General features: G+C 72.3%; 12 protein-coding genes. 11 read left to right on the top strand and 1 reads right to left on the bottom strand.

Going from position 1 to position 16232, the window contains the following annotated elements; translation table 11 throughout:
* Positions 1–13: 13 nt before the first annotated feature.
* From IE290_RS13855 to IE290_RS13805, 11 genes are all read left to right on the top strand, one after another.
* On the top strand, positions 14–2179 hold the full coding sequence (locus IE290_RS13855; RefSeq protein WP_191244933.1) for an ABC transporter permease: 2166 nt from the start codon (positions 14–16) through the stop codon (positions 2177–2179).
* A complete protein-coding gene (locus tag IE290_RS13850; RefSeq protein ID WP_191244932.1) occupies positions 2176–3255 on the top strand; it encodes a hypothetical protein in 1080 nt (359 codons plus the stop codon). The genes IE290_RS13855 and IE290_RS13850 overlap by 4 nt, the downstream gene beginning before the upstream one ends.
* 4 nt (positions 3256–3259) lie before the next feature.
* The gene (locus IE290_RS13845) at positions 3260–4747 is read left to right on the top strand and encodes a sugar ABC transporter ATP-binding protein (RefSeq protein ID WP_191244931.1); all 1488 of its coding nucleotides are present in this window, start codon (positions 3260–3262) and stop codon (positions 4745–4747) included.
* Between the two features lies 1 nt (position 4748).
* Entirely contained in the window at positions 4749–6227 is a 1479-nt protein-coding gene (locus IE290_RS13840) for an aldehyde dehydrogenase family protein (RefSeq protein ID WP_191244930.1), read from the top strand.
* A 13-nt stretch (positions 6228–6240) separates the two neighbouring features.
* Complete coding sequence (locus IE290_RS13835) at positions 6241–7359, top strand: NDMA-dependent alcohol dehydrogenase (protein WP_191244929.1); 1119 nt, start codon at positions 6241–6243, stop codon at positions 7357–7359.
* A 39-nt stretch (positions 7360–7398) separates the two neighbouring features.
* Positions 7399–7974 (top strand): hypothetical protein, encoded by a 576-nt coding sequence (locus IE290_RS13830; protein WP_191244928.1) that lies wholly within the window; start codon positions 7399–7401, stop codon positions 7972–7974.
* A gap of 114 nt (positions 7975–8088) precedes the next feature.
* On the top strand, positions 8089–9174 hold the full coding sequence (locus IE290_RS13825; RefSeq protein WP_191244927.1) for a helix-turn-helix transcriptional regulator: 1086 nt from the start codon (positions 8089–8091) through the stop codon (positions 9172–9174).
* Positions 9175–9261: 87 nt separating this feature from the next.
* Positions 9262–11328 (top strand): hydantoinase/oxoprolinase family protein, encoded by a 2067-nt coding sequence (locus IE290_RS13820; protein WP_191244926.1) that lies wholly within the window; start codon positions 9262–9264, stop codon positions 11326–11328.
* 14 nt (positions 11329–11342) lie between these two features.
* Positions 11343–13256: a hydantoinase B/oxoprolinase family protein gene (locus IE290_RS13815; protein ID WP_191244925.1), complete on the top strand. Its 1914-nt coding sequence runs from the start codon at positions 11343–11345 to the stop codon at positions 13254–13256.
* A 12-nt stretch (positions 13257–13268) separates the two neighbouring features.
* Positions 13269–13529: a hypothetical protein gene (locus IE290_RS13810; protein ID WP_191244924.1), complete on the top strand. Its 261-nt coding sequence runs from the start codon at positions 13269–13271 to the stop codon at positions 13527–13529.
* A gap of 4 nt (positions 13530–13533) precedes the next feature.
* On the top strand, positions 13534–15099 hold the full coding sequence (locus tag IE290_RS13805; RefSeq protein ID WP_191244923.1) for a class I adenylate-forming enzyme family protein: 1566 nt from the start codon (positions 13534–13536) through the stop codon (positions 15097–15099).
* 1 nt (position 15100) lies between these two features.
* On the opposite strand, the gene IE290_RS13800 is transcribed toward IE290_RS13805, so the two are convergent.
* Entirely contained in the window at positions 15101–16228 is a 1128-nt protein-coding gene (locus IE290_RS13800) for a low temperature requirement protein A (protein ID WP_191244922.1), read from the bottom strand.
* Positions 16229–16232: the final 4 nt, after the last annotated feature.

Here is a 16232-nt window from a genome sequence, read left to right as displayed (position 1 = left end):
GAGGACCAGGCCGATGAAGATCAAATCCCGCTCGGGCGTGGACGCGTTCGCGCTCACCGGACAGGGCCCCGGTGCCCGGTTCGCGCCGCTGCGCACCCTGTCCGACCTGTTCGGAAAACGCTGGATGGAAGGCGCGGTCCCGCTGACCCTGGCCGTGGTGCTCAGCGTCATCGTGTGGGGGACCACGCCCGTGGGCGGGGTGGACGTCCCGCTCATCCTCGACGAGGCGACGGAGAAGGGGCTGCTCGCCATCGGGCTCACCGTCGTGCTCGTGGGCGGCGGGATCGACCTGTCGGTCGGCTCGATCGTCGGCCTCGCCTCCCTGGGCGCGATGGTCGCCTCGCGGGCCTGGAACTGGCCGATGGCGCTGGTGGTGCCCGCGACGATCGTGGCCGGGGCCGGGCTGGGCGCGGTGAACGGGTTCCTGATCGCCCGGCTCAAGATGCGGCCGTTCATCACCACCCTGGTGACACTGGTGGCCTTCGGCGGTGCGGCGGCGGCGCTGCAGAGCTCCTACAGCTTCGAGCTCGGCCTGCCCAAGGACGACCTCGTGTGGGACTTCCTGGGCGAGGGCACGGTGGCCGGCATCCCGACCGGGTGGTTCATCTTCCTCGTCGTGCTGGTCGTCGTCCACGTGGGACTGACCCGGTCGCGCTGGGGCTGGTGGGTGATGGCGGTCGGCTCCGACCGGCGCTCCGCCCGCCGCAACGGGATCCCGGTGGACCGGGTCACGTTCTGCGTCTACCTCCTGTCCGGGGCGCTCGCCGGCACGGCCGGGCTGCTCACCGCCGCCCGCCTGGGCCGGACCGACGCCGACGTCGGGCAGGGCTGGGAACTGGTGGCGCTGACCGCGGTCGTGCTCGGCGGGGTCAGCCTCAAGGGCGGCCGCGGCTCGGTGCTGCGAGCGACCGTCGGCATCCTCGTCGTCGGCGTCATCCTGCAGGCCACCGTGGCGCTGGGGCTCGAAGGCTCCTACTACACCGCGATCCTCGCGGCCGTGCTGCTGCTGTTCGCGATCCTCGACCTGAAGTGGGGCAAGTACCGCGAGCGCACCGCGGAGAAACTCAAGATCGACCCGGGCCGGATCACGCTGGGACCGCTGGTGGACGTCACCGAGCCGGGCACCGTGTGGACGATCAACAACCGCCTCACGGACGCGCCGACCATCGGCCTTGGCAAGATCGAGGGCGCCGAGGACTGCGCGGTGGACCCCGCCGGCAACCTCTACTGCGGTGACCGCCGCGGCTGGATCTGGCGGTTCCCCGGCCCGGACCACGCCGAAGGCGAGATCTTCGCCCGCACCGGCGGGCTCCCGCTCGGCCACGCGTGGGACCGCGAAGGCCGCCTCGTGGTGGCGGTCGGCGGGATGGGCGTCTACCGGATCCACCCGGACGGCGAGACGGAACTGGTCGCCAACAAGGTCCGCCGGAGCCGCCTGTCGCTGCTCGACGATTCGGGTCTGCGAGCGGTCGACGACCTCGACGTGGCCCCGGACGGCTCCCTGTACGTGTCGGACTTCTCGGCCCGGTACAACGCCGCCGAGTACATGGTCGAACTGGTGGAGTCCCGGCCGAACGGGCGTGTGGTGCGCGTCGACCCGGACGGCGGCACCGAGGTGGTCGCCTCCAACCTGGTGTTCCCCAACGGGATCTGCACCGCCCACGACGGACAGTCGGTGCTGATCGCCAGCACCACGCTGTGCCGGGTGGACCGGCTGTGGATCGCCGGCCCGAAGCAGGGACAGCTCGAGCCGGTGCTGGAGAACCTGCCCGGCCACCCGGACAACATCAACCGGGCCTCCGACGGCAACTACTGGATGGCCTTCGTGTCGATGCGCACCCCGATGTCGGACCTGCTGGTGAAGTACCCCGCGTTCCGGCGCCGGATGACGCAGGAGGTGCCGCTGGACAGCTGGGTGGTCCCGCAGCTCAACGTGTCGTGCGTGCTGAAGTTCGACGAGCGCGGACAGGTGCTGAAGGTCCTGTGGGACTCGACGCTGGCGAACTACCCGATGGTCACCTCGATCAACGAGCGCGCCGGGCGGCTGTACCTGTGCGGGGTCAACAACAACCGGGTCGGCCGCCTCACCCTCGACCCCGAGGACGTCGGGCCGATCGACCCGGCCGCGGTGCCCGGCACGGCCGGTGCCGCCCGGCCCCTGGCGGAGGTGGAGCGGTGAACCGGACGGTCGCGGCGATCAAGGAATGGATCAACCCGGCGTGGGCGCGGCACCGCACGGTGCCGCCGATGGAGGCTGGGCTGCGCCCCAACAGCCGCCTGGACGAGAGCAGGGTGCTGCTGCCGGACGGCGCCTACGAGCCGGACGACGTGGTGCCCGCCTGGGGAGCGCTCGTGTTCTCCAGCGGCAACCGGGTCTGCGCCCTGCGGGACGGGCAGGTGCGGACGGTGGCCGAGTTCGGCGGCGCGGCCGGCAGCCTAGCCGCGGTGGGCGAGGCGGTCGTGGTCGCGGTCGAGGGCACCGGACTGGTCGCGCTGGACGCGTCCGGCTCCGCCGAGGAGCTGTGCACGGACGACGCGGTGTCGTCGTGCGTCACGGACATCGCCGCGCTGCCGGACGGTTCCCTGCTGCTGACGGTCGGTTCGATCCAGGAGCGGGCCGACGGGTGGGCGCGGGCCCTCGTGCGCGGCGACCGGTCGGGCCGGATCGTGCGGGTGGACGGTGCGGCGGCGCGGGTCGAGGCCGAGGGCCTGGCCTGGCCGTCCGGGATCGAGCCGGCACCCGGTGGCGACGTGCTGGTGTCGCTGAGCCTGGACCACCGGATCGAACGGCGGGCCGTGGCGTCCCTGTCCGGCCGGGCGCGCCCGTTCGTGGCGAACCTGCCGGTCTACCCAGGCCGCCTGGTGGCGGCGGGTGACGGCTGGTGGGCGGCCGCGCCCTACGTGCGCAACCGCATCACCGAGCTGCTGCTGGACGAACCCGAGGTCCTGGCGGACATGACGGCGACCGTCGCGCCGCGCGACTGGTTCGTGCCGCGGCTGCGCAGCACCAATCCCTACACGGACACGCCGCAGATGGGGCAGCTGCGGGTGCTCGGCGTGCTCAAGCCGTGGGCGCCGGCCCGCTCTTACGGGCTGGTGTTCCGGATGGACGCCGGCGGCCGCGTCGCGGAGAGCCTGCAGTCCCGGGTGGACGGTGAGCGGCACGGGGTCACCGGAGTGGCGGTGCGTGGCGGGGAACTGGTGGTCGCGGCTCGCGGCTACCGGAACCTGCTGGCGGTCGACGATGAGGAGTGACGAGATGGAGCCGGTCATCAGGCTCGACGGCGTGAGCAAGCGCTACAGCGGCACCTACGCGCTGCGTGACGTGAGCTTCGACGTCCGCCCCGGGGAAATCCACGCTCTGCTGGGCGAGAACGGCGCGGGCAAGTCCACCCTGGTGAAGATCATCTCCGGCGCGATCACGCACGACGCCGGCACCCTCTCCGTCGACGGGGTGGAGCGGCGGTTCGCGACGCCGAAGGACTCCGCCGCGGCCGGGATCGCCATGGTCTACCAGGAGGGGTCGCTGGTCGAGTCGATGACCGTGGCCCAGAACCTGTTCCTGGGCCAGGAGAAGGTGTTCAACAACCTCTCGCACCTCAACATCGTGGCGCGCGAGCTGCTGGAATCGCACAACTTCCACATCCGGCCGGAAGTGACCGTCGGCGCGCTGGGTGTGGCCCAGAAGCAGATGGTGGAGATCGCGCGCGCGGTGCACCGCAGGGCCAAGGTCGTCATCCTGGACGAGCCGACCTCGTCGGTGACGCCGGAGGAGCGGCTGCAGCTGTTCCTGTCGATGCAGCGGCTCAAGCGGGACGGCATCGGGGTCATCTTCATCACCCACATGCTCGACGAGGCGTTCAGCGAGGCCGACCGGATCACGGTGCTGCGCGACGGCGCGGTGCAGGGCACGCTGTCCAAACCGGAGTTCGACCGGGAAGAGGTCGTCCGGATGATGGTGGGACGCGACGTCGAGTACGGCCGCGTGCCGCCGGGCCGGGCGCCGGACCCCACGCCGGTGCTCGAGGTGGAGGACGTCACCCTGCTGCCGGTGGTGCGCAACATGTCGTTCTCGGCCTGCCCCGGTGAGATCGTCGGGATCTACGGGCTGGTCGGCGCGGGGCGCAGCGAGGTCGCGATGATCGTCAGCGGCATCATGAAGCGGCGGCGGCTGCGCGGTGGCAAGGTCCGGGTCGCCGGGCGCGAGGTCCGGTTCCGCACGCCGCGGCAGGCCCGCAAGGCCGGCGTCGTCTACATCACCGAGGACCGCAAGGCGTCCGGGTTCTTCAGCCACTTCAGCATCGCGGACAACATCCACCTGGGCCACATCTGCGGCTCGGCGCGCCTGCCGTTCCTGTTGCGGCCGGGGGAGCGCAAGTCCCTCGCGAAGCGGTTCGTGGAACGGTTCCAGGTGCGCACCCTGCAGCCCGACCGGGCGAAGCTCGTCGAGCTGTCGGGCGGCAACCAGCAGAAGGTGGTCCTGGCGAAGGGCCTGACGCGCAAGCCGCTGGTGGCGATCATCGACGAGCCGACCCGCGGCGTGGACCTCGGCACGATCGTGGAGATCCACGCGATGATCCGGGCGCTCGCCGACGAGGGCGTGGCCGTGGTGGTGATTTCGTCCTACCTGCCGGAGATCCGCGCGCTGTCCGACCGCATCCTGGTGGCGCGGCAGGGCAGCATCGCGGCCGAGTTCGACCCTGCCGAGGCCGACGACCAGCGGCTGATGTTCGCGGCGGTGCACTGACATGACGCGTACCGGTACGCACCCCGTCCGGCTGGTCGACCCGGGACGGATGCTCATCGGCGGATCCTGGGTTCCGGCGGCTTCCGGGAAGACCTTCCCGGTCCTCGACCCCGGCACCGGTGAGGTCGTCGCGGAAGCCGGCGAGGGCGACCTCGCGGACGTCGACGCGGCGGTGCGAGCGGCCCGCGGGTCGTTCGAGGACGAGCGCTGGCTGCGGTTGTCCGGCGCCCAGCGGGCGGTGGTCCTGTGGCGCGTCGCCGACCTGATCGAGGCGAGCGCCGACGAGCTGGCCCGGCTGGAGAGCCTGGACGTGGGCATGCCGGTGTCCCAGGCGCGGATCATGGCCGGTGAAGCGGCCAACCAGTTCCGGTACTTCGCCGGCTGGGCGGACAAGATCGACGGCCGGAGCGTCCAGGTCGGCACGGCCGAGCGGCGCCTGCACGGGTACACGCTGCGTGAGCCCGTCGGCGTCGCCGGTCTGATCGTCCCGTGGAACGCGCCGATGATCGCGGTGTCGCAGAAGCTGGCCCCGGCTCTGGCCGCCGGGTGTTCGTGCGTGCTGAAGCCCTCGGAGGAGGCGCCGCTCACCACGCTCGCGCTCGGACGGATCCTGCTCGAGGCCGGCGTGCCGGACGGCGTGGTCAACATCGTCACCGGGTACGGGCTGCCGGTCGGGGCGGCGATGGCCGCCCACGACGGCATCGACAAGGTGAGCTTCACCGGTTCGACGGAGGTCGGCAGGCAGATCGTGCGCGCCGCCACCGGCAACCTCAAGAAGGTCTCCCTCGAGCTGGGCGGCAAGTCCCCGGTCGTCGTGCTGCCCGACGCGGACCTGGCCGCGGCGGTTCCCGGCATCGCCATGGGCGTGTTCTGGAACTCCGGGCAGATCTGCACGTCCGGCACCCGGCTGTTCGCCCATCGGGACGTGTTCGACGAACTCGTGCACGGGATCGCGGAGTACGCGGGCGGTCTCAAAGTCGGGTACGGCACGGAGCCGTCCGTGGATCTGGGGCCGCTGATCTCGCAGCGACAGCTCGCCCGCGTCAGCCGGTACGTCGAAGGCGGGATCGAGGCGGGCGCACGGGTGCTGACCGGCGGATCCCGCATCGGGGACAAGGGTTTCTTCTTCCAGCCCACGGTGGTCGCCGGCGTCGACCAGTCGATGCGCATGGTGCGCGAGGAGATCTTCGGGCCGGTGCTCGGCGCGATGGCGTTCGACGACGTCGACGCGGCGGTCGCCGCGGCCAACGACAGCGACTACGGGCTGGCCGCCAGCGTGTGGACACGGGACGTCGCGCGCGCCCATTCGATCGCGCGCCGGCTGCGGGCCGGCCGGGTCGGCATCAACGTCCACCGCGCCGGCGGGGTGCAGATGCCCGTCGGGGGCTACAAGCAGTCCGGCTGGGGCCGGGAGAACGGACCCGAGGCGATCGGGGAATACCTCGAGACCAAGTCCGTGGTCACGCTGCTCGACGCATGAAGGAGGTCAACGGGTGTACACACGTGGAGCGGTGATCCGGCAGGCGCCCGGTGAGCTGGAGGTGGTCGACCTGGAGCTGGACGACCCCTATCCGGACGAGGTGCAGGTGCGGCTCGTCGCCTCGGGGCTGTGCCACTCGGACGACCACCACGCCACGGGGGACATCCCGGTCGGCACCTACCCCTTCGCGCTGGGGCACGAAGGTGCGGGCGTCGTGACGAAGGTGGGGCCGAACACCAAGGGCATCGAGGAAGGCGATCACGTCATCTTCTCCGCGATTCCCTCGTGCGGGCACTGCCGGTGGTGCGCCGCCGGAGCGTCGAACCTGTGCGACCTGGCGGCGGGCATCCTGGCCGGCCCCCGGTTCACCGACGGCACCTACCGCCTGCACACCACCGATGGCACGCCGGTCGGCCAGATGTGCGGTATCTCCACCTTCACCGAGACGACGACGGTGTCGCTGGCGTCGGTGGTGAAGATCGACCCGGACATCCCGCTGGACAAGGCGTGTCTGGTCGGGTGCGGGGTCAGCACCGGCTGGGGCTCGGCGGTCAACTCCGCCCGCGTCCAGCCGGGGGACACGGTGATCGTGATGGGCATCGGCGGGATCGGCGCGAGCGCGCTGCAAGGTGCCGTCCACGCGGGTGCGTCGAACGTCATCGCGGTGGATCCGGTGGCCTTCAAGCGGGAACAGGCGCCGGTGTTCGGGGCCACCCACGCGGTCGAGTCGATGGCGGAGGCCACGGAGCTCGCCAAGCAGTTCACCAACGGGCAGGGTGCCGACGCCGCCGTCATCACGGTCGGGGTCATGCGGCCGGAGTACGTCGGCCAGGCGCTCGGGGCGGTCCGCAAGGCGGGCATCGTGGTGACCACGGCGGTCGGGCCGCACCGGGTCAGCGACGTGCCGCTCGACCTGTTCGAGTTGACGCTCTTCCAGAAGCGACTGGAGGGCACGTGTTTCGGTGCCACGAGCGGGAACCGGGACGTCCACCGGCTGCTCCGGCTCTACCAGGAGGGCACGCTGAAACTCGACGAGATGATCACCCGGACGTACACACTGGACGACATCGCGCAGGGGTACCGGGACATGCACGAGGGCAAGAACATCCGGGGAGTCGTGCTGTTCGACTGAGGGCCCGGCGCGTGGCGCTGCGAAGGGAAACGCTGTCCGATGGCACCGGACCACCGACGACTGCGGGACAAGCTGGCCATCCTGGGTGAGGTCGTCCTCCCCGGGCTGGCGGCCGACGTCCCCGGCGAGGACGTGATCGCGGCGATGCTCGCGCGCTCGCCGCGCATCGTGGAGTCCGCCCTGCGAGCGGTTCCCGCCGAGGACACCGGGGCCTACCTGGCCACGCTGCGGGAGGCGCGCCCCGAGGAGTTCGACGTGCTGCGCTCGTTCGTGCTCGGCACCTACCTGACCTGCCCGTCGGCCTGGCGGGTGCCGCCCCGCCCGGCCGTGCCGACGGCGCGGCACCCGCATCGGAGGGCAGCGGAGAAGCCGGTGAAGCCTCCGGTGCCGCGGCGACGGGTCGGTGTCGAGCGGTGCCAGTGCTTGTGCGCGCCGCTGGGGCACGACTCGTCGGAGTGCCGCGGGATCGCCGCGGACGGCTTCCGGCTGCCGTTGCCGGGCACGCGGGGCGCCGTGGTGCCGGCGTGCCCGGCCTGCTGGGCAGCCGCTTCCCGCTCCGCACGGGGAGAGCCGGCTTCGCCGGCCGGTCGTTCCGCGTGGCGGCGGAGACGGTGATCGCCGGGGAACAACCGGCGTGCCCGCGGCCCGCGTTTCCCGGGTCTGTCGGCCGTGACCCATGACATATATTATATGGTCGGCAAGGGTGCCGAACGTCGAGGTGGGCCCACCATGGATGCGAACACGGCTGTCCAGGCGGCGGAGCGAACGGGCGTCGCGGAACGGTACCGCGATCTGTGCGCCGACGCCTCCGCGGCGCTCGGCATCGACGTCCCGTCGCCCCGGTTCGACCTGCCGTGGGAGAACCACGCGAGACCGGTCCTGAGCAGGATCTGGAACGCCGCGATGGGGGAGACCCTGCGGTCCCTGGACGGTACCGGGTCGGCGCGGCAGCGGGAGCTCGTCGACCTGCTCGGCCGGATCCGCGAGGTCGAGGCCGAGTTGGCCGAGGCCCGGCTCGCCGAACGGCACGTGCTGCTGCGGCGCGTGGCCGGGGCGCTGGCGTCCGTCCGCGACGCGCGCACCGTGGACGAGCTCCTCGGCCGGGTCCCGGAGGCCGGCTGCCGCCTGGGCTTCGACCGCGTCCTCGTGTCGCGGGTGGAGGATTCGGTGTGGCGGCTGCACACGATGTGCGTCGTGCGCGAGCCGCGCTGGGCGGACGAGATCGTGGCCGTCGGCAAGGCCTCCCCACCGCAGCTCGACGGCCGGCTCGTCGAAGCGGACGTGGTCCGCCGGGCCGAACCGCGCCTGATCTTCGACGCGCAGCACAGCGACCGGGTCGACCGCGACCTCATCCGGGTCACCAGGTCCACCTCCTACGGTGTCGCGCCGCTGACCGTCCACGGCGAGGTCGCCGGACTGCTGCACGGCGACTGCTACCACCAGCGCCGCGACGTCGACGCCACCGACCAGGCGCTGCTGTCCGTCATGGCGGAGGCGCTCAGCCACTCGCTCGGACGGCTGATGCTGATGGACGGCGTGGCCGTCCTGCGGGGCGCCGCGGAGGCGCTCATGACCAACCCGGCCGCGGTGCGCGGGCCGGTGCCGCCCGCGCCACCCGCCGCGGCGGATCTGACCGCGCGCGAGGTCCAGGTGATGGAGCTGCTCGCCGCCGGGCACTCCAACCGGCACATCGCCCGGCAGCTGGTGATCTCCGAGCGCACGGCGAAGACCCACGTCACCCACATCCTCCGCAAGCTCGGCGTCACCAGCCGGGCCGAGGCCATCGCCTGCTGGCTGACTGCCCGAAGGTCGTAGGAAACCTCCGCCCCCCGGACGATGCCCCCGGTGTGATCCCGGTCGCAGACTGGGCGCCTCGGATCGGACGAGGCCTGGAGGCAAGACGTGACCGAGCAACGAAGCTCAGCCGACTGGCTGGTCGGGATCGACGTCGGGGGAACCTTCACCGACATCGTCGGGCTCAACCGGAACACCGGCGAGATCCGCGACGGCAAGGTGCTTTCGACGCCGGAGCAGGAGAAGGGCGTGCTGCGGGCGCTCGCCGCGATCGACGTGGACGTCCCGGGTGTGGCGGAGATCGTGCACGGGCACACCGTCGGCATCAACGCCCTGCTCAGCCGTGCGGGAGCGCGGACCGGCCTGCTCGCCACCCGGGGACACCGCGATCTGCTCGACATCGGGCGGATGCACCGCGAGTTCGGGGACCGGTTCTACGACCCCACCTGGCTGCGGCCGCACCAGGAACGCCCCGTCGTCGAGCGGCACAACCGGATCGGCATCCCGGAGCGGATCGCCTACGACGGCACGGAACTGCTCGCATTGGACGAGGACGCGGTGCGGGAGGCGGCCCGCGCGCTCGCCGCCCGGGGTGTCGAGGCGGTCGGCGTGTGCTTCCTGAACTCCTACCGCGACCGCGGGCACGAGCGCCGCGCCGCCGAGATCCTCGCCGAGGAGATGCCGCACGCCTACGTCCAGACCTCGGACCTGTACCCGGTGACCAAGGAGCACGAGCGGACCACGACGGTCGCTCTGGACGCCTACGTCGGGCCCGCCGTCGTCGGGTACCTGCGGCGCCTCACGGTGGCGCTGGCGGAGCGCGCGTTCGGCGGGACGTTGTGGATCATGATGACCAACGGCGGTGTCGCCACGGTCGCCGACGCCGGCCGGGCACCGGTCTTCCAGCTGGTGTCCGGGCCGGTGGGCGGCGTGACCGGCAGCATCCGGCTGGCGCGGGACGCCGGCCGCGGGAACCTGCTGACCATGGACGTCGGCGGGACCAGCACGGACGTGGCCGCCATCGTGGACGCGCGGACCCCGCTGACCGACCTGTGGACGCTGGAGACCGGCCTGACGCTCACCATGCCGCTGGTCGACGTAGAAAGCGTCGGCTCGGGCGCGGGCAGCATCATCGGTCCCAACGCTCTCGGCCGGATCGCGGTCGGCCCCGCCTCGGCCGGCTCGAACCCCGGCCCCGCCTGCTACGGGCGCGGCGGCACCGAGGCCACGCTCACCGACGCCTGCCTGGTGCTGGGGGTCCTGCAACCCGACCTGTTCGCCGGCGGCCGGATCACGCTCGACGTCGAAGCCGCCCGCGCGGCGCTGGCGCGCACCGGCGAACGGTGGAACCTCTCCGCCGAGGACCTGGCCGAGGCCGCCTACCGGGTCGCGTGCGAGGACATCGCCGCCAAGATCCGGACCATCTCCGTCTACCGTGGACTGGACGTGCGCGACTTCGCCCTGCTGCCGTTCGGGTCGGCCGGGCCGATGCTCGCCGACCGCGTGGCGCGGATCCTCGGCGTGGACACCGTCGTCGTCCCCACCACGCCGGGGCAGTTCTCGGCACTCGGGCTGCTGCAGAGCGACCTGCGCACGACGCGGGCGCAGTCGCTGATGATCCCGCTCTCCCCGGACAACGCCGCGGTGATGGAGGACGGGTTCGCCGCGATGGAACGCGCCCTCACCGAGGAGCTGACCGCGCAGGGGGTGGACATCGAGGGCCTGACCTTCGACCGCGCCCTCTTCGGCATGTACCGCGGGCAGACGTGGGACAACCGGCTCCCGCTGCGGCGGGACCGGGTGACCGCCGCGGGCGTGCCGGAGATCGTCGCCGACTTCCACGCCTTCTACCAGGAGTCCTACGGGTTCTCCGCCACCGAGATCCCGGTCGTCGTGTCGACCCTGGAGGTGACCGCGGTGATCCCGCGGCCGCACAAGGTCCCGCCGTCGGCCGCCGAGGACGGCGAATCCCTGCTGGGACACCGGGATCTGCGGATCCCCGGCGCGGGGGACACCGTGCGCGTGCCCGTCCACGTCCGCGAACGCCTCCAGCCCGGAGAGGTCGTGGCGGGCCCGGCGATCGTGTCCGAGAAGTTCGCCACGACCGTCGTCCTGCCCGGCCGCCGCGCCCGCATCGACGACGACCGCCTGCTGATCATCGAGAACCACGGCTGAGGAGCGCGACGAGCATGACCACCACCACGGAACCGGCGGCCGAGTTCGAACTGGACATCCTGCGGTACGGCCTGATCGAGGTCGCCCGCGAGATGAACGAGGCCCTGATGCGCAGCGCCTTCTCGCCCGTGTGCCGGGACATCCTGGACTGCACCACCGCGATCCACATCCGCAGCGGTGACGCGTGGGAGACGGCGGCGCAGTGGGAGGGCTGCATGCAGCACGCCTTCACCTCGCCGCACATCGTGAACTTCGTGATGGACGAGTTCGACCTCGACACACTGCAGCCCGGCGACGTCATCTTCGTCAACGACCCGTGGCGCGGGACGATCCACCAGTCCGACGTGAACCTGCTCCGCCCCGTCTTCGTCGACGGCCGCGTCGAGTTCATCCTGCACTCGACCTCCCACCTGGTCGACCTCGGCGGGCCCATCCCCGGCGGGTTCTCCAACGGCACGCAGACCGCGTTCGAGGAGCAGATCAAGCTCCCGCCGTCGCTGCTCTACGCCAACGACGTCCCGGTGCGGCCGTTGTTCAACTACATCCTGGAGAACAACCGGGTGCCCCAGCTGGTCCTGGGCGACCTGCGGGCCCTGCACGGCTGCCTGGTGGTGGGGGAGCGGCAGCTCCAGGCGCTCGTCGCCCGCGGCGGCCTGGACCGGGTCAAGGCCGCCGGCCGGTACGCGATCGAGGCGACCGAGGCGAGCATGCGCCGCGGTATCGCCGGCATCCCGGACGGTGACTACACCGTCGAGGACTTCCTCGACGAGGACGGCGTGACCGACGAGCCCATCCCGGTGCGGGTCACCGTGAAGGTCCGCGGGGACAGCATGGAGATCGACTTCTCCGGCTCGGGACGGCAGCCGCTGGGCAACTGCGGGACCGCGTGGTGCGAGGCGGTCCGCTGCATCGAGGCCGTCAAGCTCATGGCCGATCCGGGCACGCCGGTCAACAGCGGCACGCTGCGGCCGATCGAAACGCTGCTGCCCCAGGGCAGCGTGGTCTGCGTGCTCCCGCCGTCCAGCTGCTCCAACCACGCCGACATCGGGGCCCGGTGCATCAACGCCGTCGCCGGCGCGCTCAGCGAGGCCATCGGCGACCGCTCGATCGCCTGCGACACCGGCACCGCGCTGGTCATCAGCCTGGGCGGCATCGACACCCGGCCCGGTCACGGCGGCACGCCGTGGGGCGCGTTCGCCCTCACCGGCGGTGGCTGGGGCGGCACGTGGAAGGAGGACGGGATCTCCTTCTGCGTCACGCCGATCGGCAACTGCCGCACCTCGGTGCAGGAGCACGTGGAGATCGAGAGCCCGCTGATCGTCGCCCAGCACGAGATGGTCGCCGACACCGCGGGCGCCGGGCGGTACCGGGGCGGTCTGGGCTCGGTGTACACCCTGACCGCCCAGGCCGACACGATCGTCACGGTCACCTGCGACCGGGTCCGGGTCGGCGCGCCGGGCGCGGCCGGCGCGGGTGCCGGCGCACCCGCGTTCGGGTGGTACATCAAGGACTTCGACCTCGCGCGGCACGCCGACCCGCTCGACCTCCGCCCCGCGGAGCCGCTGTTCGGCATGTTCGACGCCGACGGCAGGCCCGATCCCAACCACGGCGGGTTCTGCCGCGGCGCGCGGTACTCCACCGGCAAGTTCTCCGGGCTCGTGCTCAAGGCCGGCGACGCGATCCGCTTCCTCATCGGCGGCGGCGGTGGCTGGGGCGATCCCCTCGCCCGCGACCTCGGCCGGCTCGAACGCGACCTCCGCGACGGTCTCTACAGCCCGGAGTTCGCCGTTCTCGCCTTCGGTGCCGTCCTCGACGGCGAGCGGATCGACCGCGACGCGACCGCCCGGCGCCGGGCCGAACTGGCGGCGCTGCGCGCGGCGGGCACCTGGAGCGTGCCCGTCGCCACCCCCCTGAACTGGATCCTCTAGGAGGCACCGCACATGTCCGTCGACCGACTCCTCTTCCCGCGCCCGGAGACCGAGCGGGTCTCCGTGGCACGGCAGCCCGTGGACGCCACCTGCCCGTCGTGCGGGAGCGGCGACGTCGCCCGCTACCCCGTGGCCAACTACCTCGGACCGCGCATGGTGGTGAAGTGCCAGGACTGCTTCACCCACCTGTCGGTGACCCGGCCCGAGCCGGAGGACCACTGGCCGGCCTGGCGGTCGCCGACGCGCGACTGGGCGCCCTCGCGGCTGGGGTGACCCGATGTCCCCTACCCCACTGGCCCAGGTCTACGCGCGCGCCTACCGCGAGCACGCGGACCGCCCGGCGATCCGCGACGAGCGCCGGACGCTGACCTACGGAGAACTGGGCGCCCGGGCCCGGCGGATCGCCCGGGCGTTCCGCCGGCTCGGCGCGGCCCCCGGTTCGCGCGTGGTCATCGTGTCGCCGAACCGTTGCGAATGGACCGAGGCCTACCACGGGATCGCGCTCGGCGGGTACGTGCGGACCGGGCTGCTGACCCGCCTGCACCCGGCCGAACTGGCCCGCATCGCCGCCGACGCCGAACCGGTGGCCGTCCTCGTGGACGGCGAATGGCTGTCCCGCAACGGCACGGACTGGGTGCCGCCCGGCGTGCGGGACGTCGTGGTGCTGGGGGAGGGCGACGTTCCCCCGGGGTGCATCCCGTTCGAGGAGTTCGTCGCGTCCGGCACCGACGACGAACTGCCGCTCCCGGAACCGGAATCCGACGCCTGGCTGCTCTACACGTCCGGCTCGACCGGGCAGCCGAAGGGGGTGCGGGTCCCGCATCGGGCGGTGGGCGCGTTGATCCGCAACGCCCGCGAGGTCCTGCCCGGCCTGGGACCCGGGGACGCGGCTCTGCACACCGCGCCGGTGAGCCACTTCAGCGGCGGTATCGCCGACGTCGTCACCGCCTGTGGCGGGCTGAACATCCACGAGCGGGGGTTCGACGCGGCCCGGGTCGCCGACGCGGCGCTGGGCGGCGAGGTCACCGTGCTGCCGCTCGTGCCCACGATGATCACGATGCTGGTGGAGGAGCTGTCGGCCCGGGACGCGCCGCGCGGCCGCGTCGGCGGCGTCCGGGTCCTGCCCTACGCCGGCTCGGCCATCCAGCCCGGCGTCGCGGCGCGGGCCCGCGCCTGGTTCGGCGACGCGATGCAGCAGCTCTACGGCGCCAGCGAGGCGCAGCTGCCCATCACGACCTTGCGGCCGGAGGACCACGTGGAGACCCGCAACGCGCGGGGCCTGCCGCGGCTGGCGTCGGCCGGCCGGGTCACGCCGCACGTCGAGCTGGAGATCGTCGACGCGGCGCGGCGGCCGGTGCCGCCCGGCGAGACGGGGGAGATCCGCACCCGTGGCGAGCACGTCAGCGCCGGTTACTGGCGCCGGCCCGAGGAGACGGCGGAGACCTTCGCGGGTGGGTGGGCGCACACCGGTGACGTCGGGTACCTCGACGAGGACGGGTTCCTGTTCATCCTCGACCGCCGCAAGGACATGATCATCACCGGCGGGTTCAACGTGTACCCGCGGGAGATCGAAACCGTCATCTCCGACCTGCCCGGGGTGCGGGAGGTCGCGGTGGTCGGCGCTCCCGACGACCGGTGGGGTGAGGCCATCACCGCCTTCGTGTCCCCCGGGAGCGCCCTGTCCGCGGCGGAGGTGCTGACCCACTGCCGGGCCCGGCTGGGCGGGTACAAGGTCCCGAAGTCGGTGATCTTCCTCGACGAACTGCCCAAGACCGGCACGGGGAAGATCGAGAAGCGCCTGCTGCGGGAGCAGCTGTGGCGCGGCCGGGAGCGGCGGGTCTGACTCACCTCGCCCGGGCCCGCACGAGGTGGGCGGCCGGTACGACGAGGACGACGACCAGGAGCGTCACTACCCCGAACGCCGGCAGCCAGTACGCGGCCGCGGCGACGATTCCCAGGGCGGCGGCGCCGAGGGCGCGGGGCAGCCACCCGGTGCCCGGTTCGGCCCGGAAGTAGACGGCCTGCGCCGCGAGGTAGACGAGCGGGCCGACGGCCACCAGCACACCGGCGATCCCGGCGGCCGGGTCGTGGGCGTGGACGAGGACCAGCTCCATCCCCGCGGCGAACACGACCAGCCCGGCGACCACCCCGTAGACCACGTTGATGCCCAGGTGCACCGACCGGATCGGGTCGGCGCTCTCGGCCGCGTGGCTGACGACCTCCTGCTCGGACCGTCCGAAGTAGATCGCCCAGAGGCAGACCAGCGCGACGAAACCGCCCAGGGCCAGCAGCGGGGTCAGGGCGTCCTGGGCGTGGTCGGCGAGCACCCGTCCGAGGGTGAGCACGGTTTCACCCAGCAGGATGATGAGGAACAGCCGCAGCCGTTCGAGCATGTGCTTGGCGTCGAACGGGAGGCGTTCGGTCCGGGTCGTGCGACCGGGCATCGGGTGCGCGGTCCAGGTGCCGAGCAGATCGATGAGCGCGCCGGCGGCCCACCACCAGATCCGGGACTCGGGGCCCGACACCGCTCCGGCCACCCAGAAGGGCGCGGACGCGCCGATCCAGATCAGCACGCGCACGAAGTGCCGGCGCAGTTCGGGCGCGGGCGAGGTCGCCGCGGCGTAGGCACCCGGGCCGGCGAGCGCGAGCAGCATCGGCACGACGAAGACCCACGGCCCGGAGTCGAACGCGTGTTTGATCCCGGCGTTCATGAACAGGCCGAGACCCATCACCAGGAGGGTGATCGCGCGGGTGGCCGCGCGCTCGATGTCGAGCAGGGTGACCTCGAAGGACGTGAACGCCCAGACCCCGCACACGGCGACGAGGGCGATCAGCGTCTCGCCGGCGCCCCGCCAGGTCAGGTGCTCGATCAGGTGGTGCGTGAGCTGGCCGATGGCCAGGACGAACACCAGGTCGAAGAAGAGCTCCAGTGGTGAGACGTCCCGGTGGACCCGTGCGTTCGGCGCCGGCATCCGG

The sequence above is a fragment of the Amycolatopsis deserti genome (assembly GCF_014653945.1).
In the GTDB taxonomy this organism is placed as follows: domain Bacteria; phylum Actinomycetota; class Actinomycetes; order Mycobacteriales; family Pseudonocardiaceae; genus Amycolatopsis_E; species Amycolatopsis_E deserti.
This window is presented reverse-complemented; position numbering and strand designations above follow the sequence as displayed.